The sequence below is a fragment of the Paludibacter propionicigenes WB4 genome (genome assembly GCF_000183135.1).
GTDB classification, from domain to species: Bacteria; Bacteroidota; Bacteroidia; order Bacteroidales; family Paludibacteraceae; genus Paludibacter; species Paludibacter propionicigenes.
Genome location: NC_014734.1, coordinates 1,276,126 through 1,293,914 on the forward strand (window position 1 = coordinate 1,276,126; position 17,789 = coordinate 1,293,914).

The window sequence follows — 17,789 nt, forward strand, 5'->3', positions numbered from 1 at the left end:
CAATCTTCAAAGTTGCCCTTTAGGGGTTCTTTCTCTCTTGCACCTTCGCTTCGTCCCAAATCACATCCATCTCGGCCAGGGTCATATCTTTCAGATTTTTTCCTATGGTAAGCGTTTTGGATTCCAGGTAATTAAAACGGCTGATAAACTTCCGATTGGTACGTTCCAGCGCATTTTCGGGGTTTATATCATACAGTCGGGCAGCATTTATCAGGCTGAACAGCATATCGCCAAACTCGGCTTCCATTTTGTCTTTGTCCTTCGCAGCAACTTCCGCTTTGAACTCATCAATCTCTTCCTGTACTTTATCCCAAACTTGTTCACGCTCCTCCCAGTCGAAACCCACACTGCGGGCTTTGTCCTGAATGCGGTGCGCTTTGATAAGAGCCGGAAGTGCATCGGGCACCCCGGAAAGGACGGTTTTATTTCCACCTTTCTCTTTCAACTTCAATTGCTCCCAGTTTTGCTCTACCGTTTTGGCATTGTTGGCTTCGGTTTCGCCAAAAACATGGGGATGTCGGTAAATCAGCTTTTCGTTTAGCGATTTACATACATCATAAATATCGAAATCGTTAGTCTCACTCCCCATCTGTGCATAGAACACTACATGTAATAATAAATCACCGAGCTCTTTACGAATGGAAGGCATTTCCTTTTTTATAATAGCATCCACCAGTTCGTAGGTTTCTTCTATTGTCTGAATACGAAGACTATCAAATGTTTGTTCTTTGTCCCACGGGCATTTGGCACGTAGTTCGGTCATTATTCCAAGAAGTCGTTCGAATTCCTGAAGTTTTTCGGGTGTAGTATGCATATTATATGGTTACGAGTCTTTTGTTACGAGTTACAAGCCGGTCATATCAGGTAAGATATTCGTTATTTTAGTAATTACCGGATTGTCAGAATTTGAATTTATGTGCAAAGGTAAGCATTTTTAGGTTTGAATTCATTTATCTCTAATTAGTATCTTTTAAAATTGATTTCAAACAACACTGATAATCAGAGCATAAAAAATATTTTCTTTTGATTAACAATAATTAACTATAAAAGCATTGGCAGAATAAAAACTTGAAATACTTTTGCGGTGTACTATTTCACTAACACACTAAATCAAACAACCTAAAATAATTCACAATTATGGTAAATGTACAAAACGTAACGTTCAGTTACACCAGACGAACCGAGCTGCTCAGTAATCTGAGCTTAAAACTCGAAGCAGGACGCATACACGGCTTGCTGGGCAAGAATGGCGAAGGTAAAAGCACGCTGTTGAAACTTATCTCAGGACTGGATTTTCCGAAATCCGGATCGATAGACACACTTGGATTCAACCCGGTTAAACGAAATCCGATAATGCTTCAGGAGATATTCTTCTTACCGGAAGAATTACCTCAACTTACGATGAGTATTGAAAACTATGAGAAAGTATATGCACCTTTCTATCCAAGTTTCAGTACCGAACAATTTAACGCCTACCTGAAAGAGTTTGATATTGACAACAAAAAATCAATGATCAACAAACTTTCACACGGACAGAAAAAGAAAATCTTCATAGCCTTTGGGTTAGCCACCAATACCAAATTACTATTAATGGATGAACCTACCAATGGACTGGATATTCCTTCCAAAGGACAGTTTCGACGCATGGTGGCTTCGGCTATCGACGAAAACCGTTGTCTGATTATCTCCACCCATCAGGTTCACGATTTGGACAGTCTGATTGATAGTATCACAGTGATGGAAAAACACGAAATTGTGTTCAACCAACCGATAGAAGAGATTACAAAAAAACTGTATTTCCGGGTAGCAGAACGTGACGACAAAGATGAAAGCGTAATCTACGGTGAAGACACCCTCCGCGGATTGTATCAGGTTTGCGAAAACAAAACCGGCGAAGAAAGTAAACTGGACATTGAACTTTTGTTCAACGCCATTTTGAGTGAGAAAAATAAAATTGTAAAACTTTTTAATTAACCCCAGGAATATGAATACAATATTAGACATAAATCGTTTAGGACTTTTACTCAAACGATATTTCGTTGAGAACAAAAAGCGCGAGTTGACTTTTTGGGGAATAGCCACGGTAATCTTTGTGCTTATACATTTGACCAGTTCAAGTGATAAATCTGGGCTTGTAGAAGTTTTCTTGTATATCTCCGGATTAATTTTTGCTGCCAGAACGTTCAAAATTTTCGGATATACCCCCGGTGGAATGCACTTCCTGCTGATTCCGGCTACCCATTTCGAAAAGCTGGTTTCAGGTATTATTCTCAACACTTTCTATTACTTTGGAATGATGATGATTACCTACACTGTTGGTACCGTATTTGGAATCGTAGCCGGTAATATTTTCTTTGAAACAAGTAACCCTATTCAGTTTGCATTTTTCCATTTCGACCCGAATATAAATATAGCAGGTCATGCCGGCGAAAATTTATTCAGCAAATTTATTGCATTTGCACTTATTCAATCGGTATTTATGGTTGGTTCACTTTATTTTAAGCGCAATGCTGCCGGTCAGACATTTCTGGCACTATCAGTATTTTTTATTATTCTGGGGATCATTGAATTACTCCTATTAAAAGCAACATTTGGAACTTATCATCTGAATGGACAAATGATTAACCTATCGATCTCAGGAGATGACATACTATTTAGAAGCAAAATGGTAGGTAACATAATAAAATACTCACTGATACCATTTTTCTGGATTGTAGCTTATTTCCGCTTAATCGAAAAACAAGTATAAGATTATGGAATTCAAAGAAACACAAGCCATTTACCTGCAAATAGGCGATTATATATGCGAACAGATTTTGCTGAGCCGCTGGAAAGAAGGCGACCGCATTCCTTCTGTCAGGGAATTGGGAGTAGACTTGCAGGTTAATCCCAATACAGTGATGCGCACATTTGACTTTCTGCAAAACAACGACATCATATTCAACAAACGTGGAGTTGGATATTTTGTAGCAGAACAGGCCAACGAGAAGATTATTAAATATCGCAGAAACCAGTTCATGGATCATGAACTCCCGGTATTTTTTAAGAATATAACTTTACTCAATATGAACTTTGATGATTTAAAAGTTCAGTACAACGAATACATCAAAAATAATCAATAAATTCTTTTTCAATATGAAAACATCTGAAAGAGTACCAAAAGCCATCGTTGTTATAGCTGTTGTAGGTATTAGTTTGCTTTACAACATGAGAGATAAGAGTTTATTTACAACCTCATTTCGGGGAATGAGCTCAGAATTTGAAGAAATGCAAATAAACGCTGACTCAGCAAAAAGGGGAGAAAATAAGCTGTTTATTTACACCAAATCAATCATCAACACCAGTATTCAACATCTAATTTCGAATTTATGAAAACAAGCAATAAATTACTGTTAGGCCTATTTACTCTCATCGTTTTAGCGATGATAACAGGCACATTAAGATTAAAACGTGATTTCAAAAAACACGCCGACATCCAAAACAGCACCACCACGATTCAGACAGACAGCACTACAAATGATTCTGATTCTGCTTCTGTACATATTAACATCAACTAGTGTAAAAACACCTGTAATCGAAAACTGAACCTAAGCCCCTGCACTCAAACTGAGCTGTACAGGGGCTTAGTTCTTTAAAATTATCGGAATAACTCATTGTCTATTCAGAGCTTTTTATTATGTTTACAGTCACATAAACAAATAGACAATCCTCTGAAAATGAAACAAAAACCATCATTACTCTTTTGTCTGATTATGGATTTACTCGGCTCGGCATCGTATTTACTCCCGGGAGTTGGCGAATGGTTCGATGTCCTTTGGGCGCCGATTTCTGCTTTTATCTTCTACCGTGCATTTGGTGGCAAAACCGGTAAAATCGGGAGTATTATCAACTTTTTGGAAGAAGTAATTCCTTTTACCGATATAATTCCCACATTTACCCTGGCATATATTTACAACAGAATAAAAAAACAATGAAAAGAACTATCAATATACATACATTTATGCACGTTCCGTTTGAGGGACTTGGCTGCATAGAGCAATGGATAAAAGACAATAATCATTCAGTTTCGTACACCCGTTTTTATGACAGTTACAAATTGCCCGATATGGACAGTATCGACTGGTTAATTGTCATGGGTGGTCCGATGGGAGTATACGATGAATCGATATATCCCTGGATGGCTGAAGAAAAATCGTTTATCCGTCAGGCTATTGAGAGCGGGAAAACGGTCATTGGAATATGTCTGGGATCTCAACTGATAGCCGAAGTACTGGGAGCGAAAGTATATCCCAACAAGCAGAAAGAAATTGGTTGGTTTCCGATTCATCTTTCGGAGCAAGCCAAGGCAAATACTCTGTTTGATGACTTTGAAAACACATTTCCGGTATTCCACTGGCATGGTGACACCTTCGATTTGCCAGCAGGAAGCACGCACCTTATCAGCTCCTATACGACAAAAAATCAGGCCTATTTGTACAACGAAAAAGTACTGGGCTTACAATTTCACTTTGAAGTAACAGAACAAACTTTAAAAGGAATGATAGATAACGGAATGAATGAATTAGTGGAAAGCTCTACAGTTCAGTCTGCCAATCAAATTCTGCAGCAAACTCAAAACATAGCCGTCAATAACGAAAAAATGTTTCAGATACTGGATTATCTGGCTAAATAAGCAAACCGCTCACAAAGTGGCAGTAAGAGAAACTTCTTACTGCTTATTTATGGCATCTATTCCGGCATTTAACCAGATTTCAATGTCCTTGGGATAGTTTTGCTCGACATCATACTCGGCTTCACGTTCCTTACCGAGGCGAACAATAACTGCATCCAACTTAGGAATAACGAGAATATACTGCCCCAACATTCCTCTGTAATTAATAATGTCCAGACCTCGATATTTCAGCAGCCAGAACTGATAACCGTAGAACGAACAAGGAATAGGTTCTCTGTAGGTAGTTTCGTCGGGACGAAGCTTTCGGGTGAATTTTAACCACGTAGCCGGCGTAGTTGCAGCTTTGATATAGTTGGAGTCAACAACCTGAACGCCATCCCACTTTCCTTTATTCAAGATTAGCTGACCCAAGCGGGCAAAGTCACGGGCATTGGAGTTAAAACAACAATACGCCTTTTCCATACCGTCTTTATGATCGAGCGACCATTGAGCATCCTCTTCGGCATGAATGGGAGTCCACAATTTTTCGGAAGCGTAATCGGCAATATTCTTACCCGTAGCTTTTTGCAATACGAAAGCCAGCATTTGAGTTACACCGCTTTGATAATTAAATCGCTCACCCGGTTTTTCAATCAGCTTTTCGGTCAGTGCCAGTTTCCACAGGTCATTTCCATAATAAGCCTGCGTGGTTTTGGAGAAAAGTGAACTGTACGATTCGTCCCAGTCAACACCTGCACTCATGGTCAACAGATCTTTTATGCTAAGAACTTTGCCATCAAAAGAAGTCCACTCAGGCAAAAAATCGCTAACCGGCTGCTCTACACTTTTTATTTTCCCATCGGTAATGGCACATCCAATCAACAACGAAATAACGCTCTTGGCCATCGAAAATGAGTTAGTCAGACTAAGCGGACTATAATTCTTCCAATACTGCTCTAAGATTATCTTATTGTGCTGAACAACAACAAATCCTATGGTTTTGTATTTCGTAAAATCAGCTTCGAATTCCGGTGAAATTTGCTTACTATCCACATCGGGAGCAAAATCCCACGGTTGCGGATCATCGGCTTTCACGACCCTGTTTGCAAAAATTGTATATTGATCAATCTTCGGCATCCAGTGAATTAGAGACTTGCGAACATAATAATTACCCGGCAATATTAGAAAAATACCTGCCCCGACAATCAGTGTCAAAAGCAGATATAACGTAATTTTCCTGAAAGTAAATTTCTGAGAAGTTTTCATAAAGCGTTTTGTTTTACCCTAACATTTTATATTCAACTCATTGAGAACTAATCGTATTTTCTCGTAAGTTTTAATCGTATTGGGAACCAAAGGCAGGCGCAACTTATTTTCGATAAAGCCCATAACGGCAAGCATACTTTTTACTCCGGCAGGATTTCCTTCGACAAAAAGGAGCTGTATTAATTCGGTAAAATGATAATGTATTTGTCGGGCGCTATCGTAATCGCCTTGTTGCGCGAGGCGCACCATGCGGCTGAATTCACGTGGGAATGCATTTCCGATAACCGATATTACTCCAACAGCTCCCAGCGTTATCAACGGGAATGTTATACCATCATCGCCGGAAATAACCATGAAATCTTTTGGTTTATTCTTGATGATATCGTCGATTTGTGTAAAGTTGCCTGAAGCTTCCTTGATGGCACAAATATTATTGAATTCCTTGGCAAGTCGCAATGTGGTTTCAGCCAGCATATTCACACCGGTACGTCCCGGTACGTTATAAAGTACCACTGGTAGTGGTGAAGCTTTCGCAATAGCCGAATAATGCTGATAAAGGCCTTCCTGAGAAGGTTTATTGTAATATGGAGTAACCGATAATATCGCATCTATTCCAGTAAAATCGGAAGTTTTTAATTTTTCAACAACAGCTTTGGTATTGTTTCCACCCAATCCCAAGACGATAGGCAACCGGCCGGCATTGCACTGAACCACAAAACGGGTTACATCTTCTTTTTCCTGTTCTGTCAGTGTTGGGGTTTCAGCAGTTGTGCCGCATACCACCAGGTAATCAGTCCCATTTTTGATAAGATGTTCCACCAGTCTGGCAAGCCCATCGAAATCAATTGATTCATCACTTTTAAAGGGTGTTATCAGCGCCACACCCATTCCTGTCAGTTTATTATTAATCATCGGTATAAGGAATACAATTTGTTTGCAAAAGTACTGCTTTAATCTTTAGTTTGTATGCTTTTGAGGTAAAAAATTATCTGATCAAAAAGGTATGTTTCATCTATCTGATTTTCGGTGGATGCAGCATCCTGAAATGTTGCTTTTATACCCTCGGTATCAAGTACAAAATCGAATATTGGCAAATCGGTTTTATGCACCCCGGTTTTCATGGTTGCTTTGGCATACATCGCAATATATTCCAACGTTACAATGGGTTGCAACGAAAGATCTATCATCAGATCAAACTCCTGATCCTCCAACTCATTGATAAACGACTGAATCGGCTTCCTGAAAAAGTCGGTTTGCTTGTGATGCAGAATTCTAAATTCGGGCAGTATAGCAGTTTCAACCTCTTTTTTATTGATAAATCCCCATGCAGATACTTTTTTCCCATCTGCTTGAAGCTGAGTGATAATCTTACGTATGTTTACGTTCTTTTCCTGAAGATCACTTTCAAAAAGCAAGAGTATGTTTTTGGCCTTATCGTAACTCACAAATCGATGACTGCGGGGTGTTTCACTCAGGTATTTTTGAGCCCTTTTATGAAACAAATAACTATTTAATTTCTTCATGTTTTTCTTTCTTTAGAATAATAACCCTTCCTGTGTCTGAGCTTGTGCGTCTGCACCTATCATCGACAAGAAGTCATCTTCATTTACTAATTTCACTCCCAGCTTTTCAGCCTTTTTCAGTTTCTCGGGTCCCATATTATCTCCGGCCAGTATGAATGAGGTTTTGGCGGAAACGCTTCCGACATTCTTACCCCCGTTGCGCTCTATCATGGTTTTATACTCGTCGCGCGAATGTTTTGAAAACGTACCGCTGATAACGATCGACAGGCCTGCCAGCGCAGTTCCGTGGGCTTGCAATTTATCTTCCGATAGGCTCATTTGCAATCCATATTCTTTCAGTCGGTTTAGCATTTCTATGTTCAACGAATCGGAAAAATAAGCCACCACACTTTGGGCAATCCGTCCACCAATCTCATCTACCGCTACCAGTTCGTCGTAACTAGCTTGTTCTAACGCTTCGATATTTTTGAAAGCATACGCCAGTTTTTTGGCTATAGTTTCGCCCACAAAGCGTATTCCGAGGGCAAATACAACCCGTTCAAACGGTATTTCTTTCGACTTTTCAGCCCCTTCTTTTATATTATAGGCCGATTTTGTACCCAGTCGCTCCAACCGAATCAGGTCGGGCACTTTCAGTGTGTAAATATCGGCAATATTATGCAATAAATCATTTTGATAAAGCAGATTAATGGTCTCGCTCCCCAATCCATCAATATTCATGGCTTTGCGGCTGACAAAATGCTCCATCTTTCCTTTAATCTGAGGCGGACAAGCATTTTCATTGGGACAATAATGTGCGGCTTCGCCTTCGAAGCGTACCAATGCAGCACCACATTCGGGGCAACTCTTGATAAACTGCACTTTATCACCTATCAACAGTCGTGCATCCTTATCCACAGCCGTAATCTTCGGAATAATTTCGCCGCCCTTTTCCACAAAAACCATATCGCCAATATGCAAATCAAGCGCTTCGATAATGTCGGCATTGTGCAGCGAAGCACGCTTCACGGTCGTACCCGAAAGTTGCACCGGATCCAGGTTGGCCACCGGAGTTACAGCCCCTGTCCTACCCACCTGATACGAAACGGAATTGAGCCGCGTCACTGCTTTTTCGGCCTGAAACTTATAGGCAATGGCCCAACGGGGCGATTTGGCGGTAAAGCCCAACGCGCGTTGTTGAGAGAGCGAATTTACTTTCAACACAATGCCATCAGTAGCCACCGGAAGATTTTTCCGTTCCACATCCCAATAGTTGATAAAAGCCGAGACTTCGTCCAGCGTTCGGCAAACTTTAGTGGCATCGGATATTTTGAAACCCCACGAGTGTGCTGCTTCCAGATTCTCGGAATGCAGGTCGGACGGAAGATTTTCGCCCAGCAAATAATACAGATAGGCATCCAGCTTGCGACTGGCAACCACCGAGGAATTCTGCAACTTCAATGTTCCCGAAGCTGCGTTGCGCGGATTGGCAAAGAGTTGTTCTTCCTGCTCTTCGCGTTCGCGGTTCAGGTCGTCGAACACCGACCATGGCATAAGTATTTCGCCCCGTATTTCGAACGATTTGGGATAATTTCCCTGCAGGCGCAACGGAATGCTACGTATTGTTTTCACGTTGGCGGTTACATCATCACCCTTCTCGCCATCGCCACGGGTCACAGCACGCACCAACACTCCATCCTCGTAAGTGAGCGAAATGGATGTTCCGTCGTATTTCAATTCACAAACCAGTTCAAAATCTTCGTTCAACCCTTTGCGCACCCGCTCGTAAAAATCCTGCACTTCACCTTCGGAATAGGTATTTCCAAGCGAAAGCATGGGATAAACATGCGCCACTTGCTCAAAACCGCTGGCAATATCGCTTCCGACACGTTGCGTAGGCGAATTCGGATCGAAGAACTCTGGGTGAGCCGCCTCCAGTTCCTGCAACTGCCGGAGCTTGGCATCGAACTCAAAATCGGAAATGGTAGGAGCCGATTTCACATAGTAGTTATAGTTATGCTGTTCAAGTTCGCGACGAAGCGATTCTATCTGGTCTTTAATCATGGTTCAGTTACAAGTTGCTGGTTACAAGTTACAAGACTCCGGGTTATTTTATCTATAAAACAGAGACTATCTTTATATGCAAAAATAGGAATTTACACACAAGTAAACAAGCAAAAGGGTAACAGGGTTGGAAATAAACAAAAGTTTATTGATTTCCACTTAGAATACTTACAGAACGATTTCTTTAGCAATAAGTGTAAAGTGGCAATTTAAAACCGATTTTTGGGAGATGCTATACCATTTACAACCTATTCGTACCGGATAATCTTGGCAGGATTAATTTTGGTAATAAGATACGACGGCCCAACCATCATCAAAAGCGAAGCAACAAGCGTTCCGAGATTGAGTAGCAGAATATACAACCAGTTGAAGCTAACAGGAACAGTGGCTACGTAATAAGACTGCGGATCGAGCGGGATGATACCTGTAAAGTATTGAATAGCACAGAGCGAAAGGCCTATCACATTGCCCCACAACATACCCTTGCCAATGAGAAATGCCGAGTGATAAAGAAATATCTTTCTCACAGACCAGTTGGTAGATCCCATCGACTTGAGAATTCCAATCATGTTGGTACGCTCAAGAATCAGAATAAGTAAACCCGAAATCATATTGAAACCCGCTACTGCAAGCATTAAGAGAAGGATAACCCACACATTCATGTCCAACAAACTGAGCCAACTGAAAATCTGCGGATTGAGTTGTTTGATGGTTTGTGTGGTATACGCATTGCCCTCTTTGTTGAATTTGTTGGCCGTAACGTCATAAACCTTATCGCCCAATTCGTCAATGCGGTTGAAATCATTGACAAGAATTTCCAGTCCGCTGAAAGAATCCTGCGACCAGTCGTTAAGCGCTTGCACTTGACGCATGTCGGCAAGGATAAACAGTTTATCGTATTCGATGAAGTTAGTAGAATATATACCTACAATTTTGAACTTACGAGCCCGGACTTTTTCCTGTATGAAGTATGTATAGAAGCTGTCGCCCAACTTTAATCCTAACAGATTAGCCAGGTATTTCGACAAAACTACCTGATTTCCGGGTGTTGCTCCCGACACATCCAGCACATTGCCTTCAACCAAATTGGATTTGAAAAAATCCCAGTTGAAACCTTTGTCTATTCCTTTTATCACAACGCCCTGAAACTCTGTATCGGTTTTGATAATGCCCGGCTTGGTCGCAAAACGCTGAACGTGCTTCACCCCGTCAATAGCCGTGATTTTGTTCATCAACGCTTTATCTACTTTGATAGGATTGGTCTCAAATGTATTGTTATTATCAAAGTTAGAAACCTGAATATGCCCTCCAAACCCAATGGTTTTATTGCGGATTTCGGTTTTAAATCCGATAACTACCGCAACGGAAATAAGCATAACAGCCAACCCCAAGGCTATACCAATGGTGGCTATACGAACGGCAGGACGAGAAACATTTTTCTTGCCCTGCTGAAAATGAATGCGTTTAGCTATGAAATATTCTAGAGACACGGTGGTTGATTAGTTGATTGGTTGATTGGTTGATTGGATGATTGGATGATTGGATGATTGGTTGATTGGTCAAGTGGTTGATTGGTTTTACACAACTGACTAATTCAACTCATTTGACCAATCAACTAATCAACCATTAAGTTTACTTGATTGATTTAGCTTCATTTTCTGCAAATAGGCAATGTATCCGTTAAGCAGTTTTAAACATAAAATATATTGATTCCTGAAATTATTGAATTGTTCATCAGAAATATAATTTTCATCCGTTGCACAAATCATATGATCTAAAGTTTCCGTTAGAGAACCACGAGCCTGACGGCAAAATTGAATATTCTCCTGATAATGATAACGTCCATGTCCTTCTGCGATATTAGCAGTAATTGATCTGGTTGCACGAATTAACTGGTCAACAATACGGTACTTTTCTTCTGATGGAAATGATTTTAGAACTATCGAAACTTGTTTCCTCAAATTTCGACATTCTTTCCAAACTTCTAATTCTTCAAAATTATTTACCATACTTTTGCTCTATTAATCTATTCAACTAAAAGAACTTACTCAACCAATCAACTAATTAACCAATCAACCAATTAACTACATCAAATCGTCCGTCCCGGATAAGCCTGCAAAGCCTTGCCCAGCACAATCAGCGCATGTTTCAGATCTTCTTTATCCAACACATAGGCAATGCGGACTTCATCTTTTCCCAAGCCATCTACCGTGTAAAACCCTGAAGCCGGAGCCATCATTACCGTGTAACCTTCATACTCAAAGTCGGAAAGCAACCATGCACAGAATTTATCGGCATCGTCAATCGGTAAACGGGCAACTGTGTAGAATGCACCCATTGGAATAGGAGAATAAACACCGGGAATGCGGTTCAAACCGTCAATCAGAAACTTACGGCGTTCCACATATTCGTTATACATTTCGAGCATGTATTCCGCAGAAGTATTCATCGCTGCTTCGGAAGCTATTTGCCCCAACAAAGGCGGACTAAGGCGTGCCTGACAGAACTTGATAACGTTTTTACGCACATCCTTGTTCTTTGTTACCAATGCACCAATTCTGACACCGGTCATGCTGTAACGTTTAGACACCGAATCAATCAGTACCACATTTTCCTCAATCCCATCCAGATGGAAAGCCGAAATATAAGGCGCACCGGTATAACAAAACTCGCGATACACTTCGTCGGAGAAAAGATACAAGTCGTATTTCTTCACCAAGTCGCGAATTTTATTCATCTCGGAGCGGGTATACAGATAACCGGTCGGGTTATTCGGATTACAAATCAGAATTCCCTTCGTTTTGGGCGTGATAAGTTCCTCGAATTTTTCAACTGAAGGCAATGCAAAACCCTCTTCGATAGAAGACACAACAGGTTTTACAATAGCTCCTGCAGCAATTGCAAAAGCTGTATAATTGGCGTATGCCGGCTCCGGCACAATGATTTCATCACCCGGATCGAGACAGCTCATGAAAGCAAAATTCACGGCTTCAGAACCTCCCGTGGTAACAATGATATCATCCTCCGTTACATCAATATTGAAAGAATGATAATAAGCTGCCAGTTTGGTTTTCAGGCTTCGTATACCGTCGCTCGGACTATATTCAAGCACGGTACGATCAATGTTACGAATCGCATCCAACGCGACTTGCGGCGTCTTCAAATCGGGCTGACCGATATTAAGATGGTACACTTTGATACCGCGTGCTTTGGCTTTGTCGGCCAGCGGAACCAGTTTACGAATAGGCGATTCGGGCATTGCCTGCCCCCGTTGTGAGGTGTGTGGCATATTTTCAGTTTTCAATTATCAGTCAACAGTTATCAGCATTAGCTATAAAAAATGCTTTGTACCATCGAGTGAAATACATATTATTAATAATGGCTGCAAAATTAGTGAAATTTACCCGAGAAAAAAAGAGATTTGATTACAAGTTGAAAGTAAGTTGGTAGTAGGTAGTTCCTAGTAGGTAGTAAGAGGTAAGTAGAGAATTGATATTGTCAACAGTAATCAAAAAGAATGGTCATGAGTTTATAGTCTCAGATTTTCTATAAACTATTTACTACCGACTACTTACTAGCCACTATTTCAAATCCACCATTATCTTCAAATTGAGCTGACGTCCGGTAAGATAATTGGGCACTGCCAGTTGTTGATTATGAACATCAGTAATCCAATAATATGAATTCACATTTTTGATGTCCAACAAATTGAACACTTCCACGTTCAACCAGATGTTTTTCACATGTTTCAACCACGATTTATTCATTGTTTTATCCACTCCGTTAATCAACACCCGGGAAGCTCCGATGTCCACCCGTCGGTAAGGAGGAGTGCGAAATGCCGAACGGAACTGAACGCTCTTTACGGGACAGAATGGCAAACCATCCGACCAAACCAATTTCAATTGCATTTTATATTTCGGATTATTGGGCAGGTAATCCTGAAAAAGCATGGAGAAAGTATATCGTTGCTCACCCGGACTTGCCACCCACCCCGGATAAACGGTTTTGGATGTCAGTATTTTTCCGTCCGCGTCGTAAGTATGGCTCACATACGAATCGCCAATAATATCCTGTTTCGCATTCATCAATGACAGGTTAATCCAGGAATCGGCACCCGGCACCAACTCGCCATAAAGTTTGAAATCCATGCCGGCGCTATACGCTTTGGCATCATTTTTTCCTGAATAAACAATCTGAACATTATCTACAGAATAAGATATCAACCGGTCAATAAGTTTCAGATAAGCTTCGGCTGTGAATTTAAATGGTCGCCCCCAGGCACGAAAATAATGATCACCTCCCAACACAAAATGGAGCGAACGTTGCGCTTTGATGCGGTTATTCAATCGAATATTTACATTTCCCAACGCATCGGTAAGTGTATCTCTGATTTCTTTGTAAAAAGGCGTTTGATAATAAACTCCCGTAGCAAAACGAAAACTGTAATCGCTTTTCCAACGAGGCAGATACGAGAATGCTATACGTGGACTCACAAGCAATTCATTATTGAAAGTCCAGTAATTTGCCCGCAATCCTCCGGTAAACGAGAAAGATCCTGCATCCGAGTTCCATTTATAGGTATCCTGATAAAAAGCAGTTGAACGCCAGGTAGACAATTTATTGCTTGCCTTCAGATTATAAAACACATTTACATTTTCATCGCTGTATGGCAGCGAGTATCCCACGGAGTCGCGCAACTCCCACTCATTTATTTTGTCTGAAATTATTTCATTCTGAATATTGACGCCCCACCTCATTTTATGATTCGCCACATCGTATTCTCCCCGATGTGCCAGATTGGCAACAGTGGCTTTCAGGCGGTTTCGGGCATGCTGAAGATAAGTTCCTATTCCCAACGGGTCTCCGGCCGGTTTTGCAGGATCAGCATCGAGTTGTGCTTCATTGATTATATATTCACCCGAAATATCGTAGGTTTCATTCTCATTGGTAGAAAACAACGATCCAAGCAAGCTCAGTTTCATCCCCTTAATGGGTTTATAATTATAGGTAAGCGCCCCAAAAGCCGTACGAAACAAGTCTTTTTCCTGTCCGTCAAAATAAATAACTAAATTACGGGGAGTTTGATACGTTCCGAATTTAGTTTCGCGCGTTTGTGGTACGAACTGATAAGAGTTTTGAGAGAAATTTCCCAAAAAGGTTATTTCCGACTTCGGCGAAAGGTTGTACGTGAGATAAGTCTGATAATCCAGAAAATCCGGTTTATATTCAGCCTTGGTATCGAGTGTGCCCAGCAGATACGATGATGTTTTGTACCGAACACCGTGCATCTGTGAAAACCGCTTGTTAGCTGTTCCGACATAGGCCGAAGCTCCGAGTAGACTCACTGAAGCCGAAGCCTCGAATTCTGTTGGCTTTTTATATTGAATATCCAGCACAGACGACATCTTATCACCGTATTTGGCATCAAATCCACCAGCCGAGAATGAGACCTTTTCCACCATATCGGGATTAATAAAGCTCAAACCCTCCTGCTGTCCCGCACGAATAAGTAACGGACGATAAACCTCAATGCCATTGACATAAACCGCGTTTTCGTCAAAGTTACCGCCACGAACATTATACTGCGAACTCAGTTCATTGCTGGAACTAACGCCTGTAAAAGTGATGAGGTATGATTCAATTCCCCCTGAAACATTAGGGATAACACGAAATTTGGAAGGATCAAGCACATCGAGCGTAGAGTTTTGCCTGCGTTGGCCTATTACATTCACCTCGGTAAGCTGATTGGAAGCGACAGGCAACTGCACCGATATTTGCAGCACAGACTGATGAGGTTGTATGGTATGTTTAATAGTTCGGTAACCAACCATGGAATAAACCAACTTTACCGAATCTGTTGCCTTTAGTGACAACTCATAATATCCGTTCTGATTGGTAGTGGTACCTACTGCCGAGTTTTCTACCCGTACATTGGCCAACTCAACGCCCCTTTTATTCGTATCAATCACGTATCCGTATATTCGCACATTGGTTTGTGCCCACATGCTTACAGACAACAATAAAAGACAGAGGATATAGAGGAGCTTTTTATTCATGCGTGAGCGTATTTATCGAAATTCAGATTCAATGATCAGCAAAGATACATTCCAGTTCCAATAAAAACTCTTCCACCGTGCTGATGTTTTTATCGTTAAGTAGCCAACCGTTTTCCGTAACCAGAATATGAACATCAGCATCCTGAACTACCGCATAGCCGGCACGTGCCAAAGCACGAAAAGTCCAGTACATACGGGTTTTATCGCCTGACACCCACACTCTTTTTGTCATCGGATAGTTCATCGAAAAGTTTCCGTTCGAAGCATTAAAAAAGTAAGACTTGCTCTCAAAAGCCCGGTTGAAACTGCCATTAAACACCAAATCTTCCGGGACACCGCACTCTACACCGGTATCGGCACTCATCAACCAGATCCGGTCGGCAGCTTGCAGCGCCAAATCCAGCTCATGGGTGGAAAGCAAAATGGCTTTGCCTGTTTTATGCGCCAATCGGTGAAGCAACAACATTATTTCTACCCTGTTGGGCAAATCAAGATGTGCCGTAGGTTCATCGAGCATGATAATGGGCGTATCCTGCGCCAATGCTTTAGCTATCATAGCTCGCTGACGTTCACCATCGGACAATTCGTTGATATTCTGATGAATCTTATGTCCCAAGTGTACCATTTCTATGGCTTCACGTATCACAGCATCTTCTTCGTCGGTGATATTTCCCCACCAGTTGCTGTGTGGATGACGCCCCAGCGACACCAGATTATACACCGTGGCATTTTCAATCTCAATCCGTTCAGTGAGTACCAATGCTATCAGTAAGGCCTTTTCCTGCTGTTTCAGGCGGATAATCTCACGTTCATCAATAAAAGTTTTGCCCAACATCGGTTTTTGCAAACCGGCAAGTGTCCGCAGCAAAGTAGATTTTCCACTCCCATTCGGACCGATAAGACACACCAATTCACCGGCCCGCAACTGCAAATTGAGTCGCGACTGAATAATATCGGTTCTTCCTTTTTTGGAATACCCGATGGATAGATTTTGGGTGGTTAGAATGCTCATAGACTCATAGACCCCTAACCCCTAAAGGGGAATTAAATTAGATTTGTATTGTATATAACCCCTAGCCCCTAAAGGGGAATTAAGTTAGTATAAGTTTTTATTTTATTATTTCAACATTTGAATTATCCCAATTAAAGAAACTTGGTCTTTAAGCCCCTTCAGGGGTTTGGGGTTTCCTCCTCCCCTTTAGGGGCTAGGGGTTCTCTTTTCTATCTCCGTTTTAATATTATCCAAATAATAATAGGTGCACCAAACAGCGCACTGACGGTATTAATTGGCAACGTATATGTTGGTATTTGAGTAATAATATCGCAGATAAGCAACAAGGAAGCACCGCATAAAATTGTAGCGGGTAACAACACTTTATGGCTCGACACTTTAAAGAGTCCGCGTGCAATATGCGGAATGGCTACCCCAACAAAAGCAATAGGTCCGGTAAAAGCGGTAATGCCTCCTGCCAGTAACCCTGTGGCTATAACGATCAGAAAACGTGTTTGTTGAATGGAAATGCCCAGTCCGCGAGCATAATTTTCGCCAAGAAGCAAACCGTCAAGGCGCTTTTGCAATGAAAAAGCCATGCCTAACCCTATCAGTACCACCGGGAGCAATACAGTCATGTAAGTCCAGGTCACGGCGCTCAGGCTACCGAATGTCCACATTACAAAGAGCTTAATAGCATCGGGATTGCTAAAGTTCTGCAACACGCTGACCAATGAACCTGCAATGGTGCCAAACATCAACCCTACTATTAGTAACGAAACGGCATTATGCACCTTAAACGACACACCTACCACCAGTATCAACACCACCGATGCACCGACAATGGCCGACACAATCAGAGCCCAACCGCTGCTGACAAATGCGACAGGAAGAAAAGTTGCCGCCATCATGACCAACGCCACACCCAGACTGGCACCCGAACTGACTCCGAGAATATACGGATCGGCCAGCGAATTGCGAAACAGCGTCTGCATCATCAAACCCGCTACCGACAACGAAGCACCTGCCAGCACCGCCGTAATGGCTTTAGGCAAGCGGAAGTTGAGTAATATTTCGGAATTAATTCCATCCCCACTCTTCCTGAAAAACACGTCGATAATCTCGCTCAACGATATGTGAATGCTTCCCCAAGCTAAATCGACCAGAAAAAGCCCCACTGCAAGGAGTGAAAGAATAAGAAATAGTATAAGGGAACGGGATTTCATTAAAAAAACTTTAAAATACAATTATTACTC

At 41.5% G+C, this 17,789-nt stretch carries 17 protein-coding genes; 6 read left to right on the plus strand and 11 right to left on the minus strand.

Going from position 1 to position 17,789, the window contains the following annotated elements; translation table 11 throughout:
* Positions 1-19: 19 nt before the first annotated feature.
* Positions 20-814: a nucleoside triphosphate pyrophosphohydrolase gene (gene mazG / locus PALPR_RS05220; RefSeq protein WP_013444569.1), complete on the minus strand. Its 795-nt coding sequence runs from the start codon at positions 812-814 to the stop codon at positions 20-22.
* Positions 815-1,137: 323 nt separating this feature from the next.
* Here mazG and PALPR_RS05225 point away from each other — a divergent pair, with 323 nt between their 5' ends.
* The 6 genes from PALPR_RS05225 (at position 1,138) to PALPR_RS05255 (ending at position 4,672) form a co-directional block, all read left to right on the plus strand.
* Positions 1,138-1,974: an ABC transporter ATP-binding protein gene (locus PALPR_RS05225; RefSeq protein ID WP_013444570.1), complete on the plus strand. Its 837-nt coding sequence runs from the start codon at positions 1,138-1,140 to the stop codon at positions 1,972-1,974.
* A gap of 10 nt (positions 1,975-1,984) precedes the next feature.
* Complete coding sequence (locus PALPR_RS05230) at positions 1,985-2,749, plus strand: hypothetical protein (protein WP_013444571.1); 765 nt, start codon at positions 1,985-1,987, stop codon at positions 2,747-2,749.
* Between the two features lie 4 nt (positions 2,750-2,753).
* Positions 2,754-3,122, plus strand: a complete 369-nt coding sequence (locus PALPR_RS05235) for a GntR family transcriptional regulator (protein WP_013444572.1) — start codon at positions 2,754-2,756, stop codon at positions 3,120-3,122.
* A gap of 13 nt (positions 3,123-3,135) precedes the next feature.
* Positions 3,136-3,372, plus strand: coding sequence for a hypothetical protein (locus PALPR_RS05240; protein ID WP_013444573.1), 237 nt, complete (start codon positions 3,136-3,138; stop codon positions 3,370-3,372).
* Between the two features lie 344 nt (positions 3,373-3,716).
* Positions 3,717-3,974 (plus strand): hypothetical protein, encoded by a 258-nt coding sequence (locus PALPR_RS05250; protein WP_013444575.1) that lies wholly within the window; start codon positions 3,717-3,719, stop codon positions 3,972-3,974.
* Complete coding sequence (locus PALPR_RS05255; protein WP_013444576.1) at positions 3,971-4,672, plus strand: type 1 glutamine amidotransferase; 702 nt, start codon at positions 3,971-3,973, stop codon at positions 4,670-4,672. The genes PALPR_RS05250 and PALPR_RS05255 overlap by 4 nt, the downstream gene beginning before the upstream one ends.
* Positions 4,673-4,708: 36 nt before the next feature.
* Here PALPR_RS05255 and PALPR_RS05260 read toward each other — a convergent pair whose 3' ends face one another.
* The 10 genes from PALPR_RS05260 to PALPR_RS05305 all read right to left on the minus strand — a co-directional run bounded on the left by PALPR_RS05260 (position 4,709) and on the right by PALPR_RS05305 (position 17,759).
* Positions 4,709-5,917: a serine hydrolase domain-containing protein gene (locus tag PALPR_RS05260; protein WP_013444577.1), complete on the minus strand. Its 1,209-nt coding sequence runs from the start codon at positions 5,915-5,917 to the stop codon at positions 4,709-4,711.
* Positions 5,918-5,935: 18 nt separating this feature from the next.
* Positions 5,936-6,829 carry a 4-hydroxy-tetrahydrodipicolinate synthase gene (gene dapA, locus PALPR_RS05265; protein WP_013444578.1) on the minus strand — a complete coding sequence of 298 codons (894 nt, stop codon included), beginning with the start codon at positions 6,827-6,829 and terminating at the stop codon, positions 5,936-5,938.
* Between the two features lie 38 nt (positions 6,830-6,867).
* Positions 6,868-7,440 carry a DUF6913 domain-containing protein gene (locus PALPR_RS05270; protein WP_013444579.1) on the minus strand — a complete coding sequence of 191 codons (573 nt, stop codon included), beginning with the start codon at positions 7,438-7,440 and terminating at the stop codon, positions 6,868-6,870.
* Positions 7,441-7,452: 12 nt separating this feature from the next.
* Positions 7,453-9,483, minus strand: a complete 2,031-nt coding sequence (ligA, locus tag PALPR_RS05275) for an NAD-dependent DNA ligase LigA (RefSeq protein ID WP_013444580.1) — start codon at positions 9,481-9,483, stop codon at positions 7,453-7,455.
* A 248-nt stretch (positions 9,484-9,731) separates the two neighbouring features.
* Positions 9,732-10,973, minus strand: a complete 1,242-nt coding sequence (locus PALPR_RS05280; protein ID WP_013444581.1) for an ABC transporter permease — start codon at positions 10,971-10,973, stop codon at positions 9,732-9,734.
* A gap of 129 nt (positions 10,974-11,102) precedes the next feature.
* Positions 11,103-11,492, minus strand: a complete 390-nt coding sequence (locus tag PALPR_RS05285) for a four helix bundle protein (RefSeq protein WP_013444582.1) — start codon at positions 11,490-11,492, stop codon at positions 11,103-11,105.
* 80 nt (positions 11,493-11,572) lie between these two features.
* Entirely contained in the window at positions 11,573-12,772 is a 1,200-nt protein-coding gene (locus tag PALPR_RS05290; protein WP_013444583.1) for a pyridoxal phosphate-dependent aminotransferase, read from the minus strand.
* A gap of 292 nt (positions 12,773-13,064) precedes the next feature.
* Positions 13,065-15,542, minus strand: coding sequence for a TonB-dependent receptor (locus tag PALPR_RS05295; protein WP_013444584.1), 2,478 nt, complete (start codon positions 15,540-15,542; stop codon positions 13,065-13,067).
* A 28-nt stretch (positions 15,543-15,570) separates the two neighbouring features.
* The gene (locus PALPR_RS05300) at positions 15,571-16,554 is read right to left on the minus strand and encodes an ABC transporter ATP-binding protein (protein ID WP_013444585.1); all 984 of its coding nucleotides are present in this window, start codon (positions 16,552-16,554) and stop codon (positions 15,571-15,573) included.
* A gap of 209 nt (positions 16,555-16,763) precedes the next feature.
* Positions 16,764-17,759, minus strand: coding sequence for a FecCD family ABC transporter permease (locus tag PALPR_RS05305; RefSeq protein ID WP_013444586.1), 996 nt, complete (start codon positions 17,757-17,759; stop codon positions 16,764-16,766).
* Positions 17,760-17,789 lie beyond the last annotated feature (30 nt).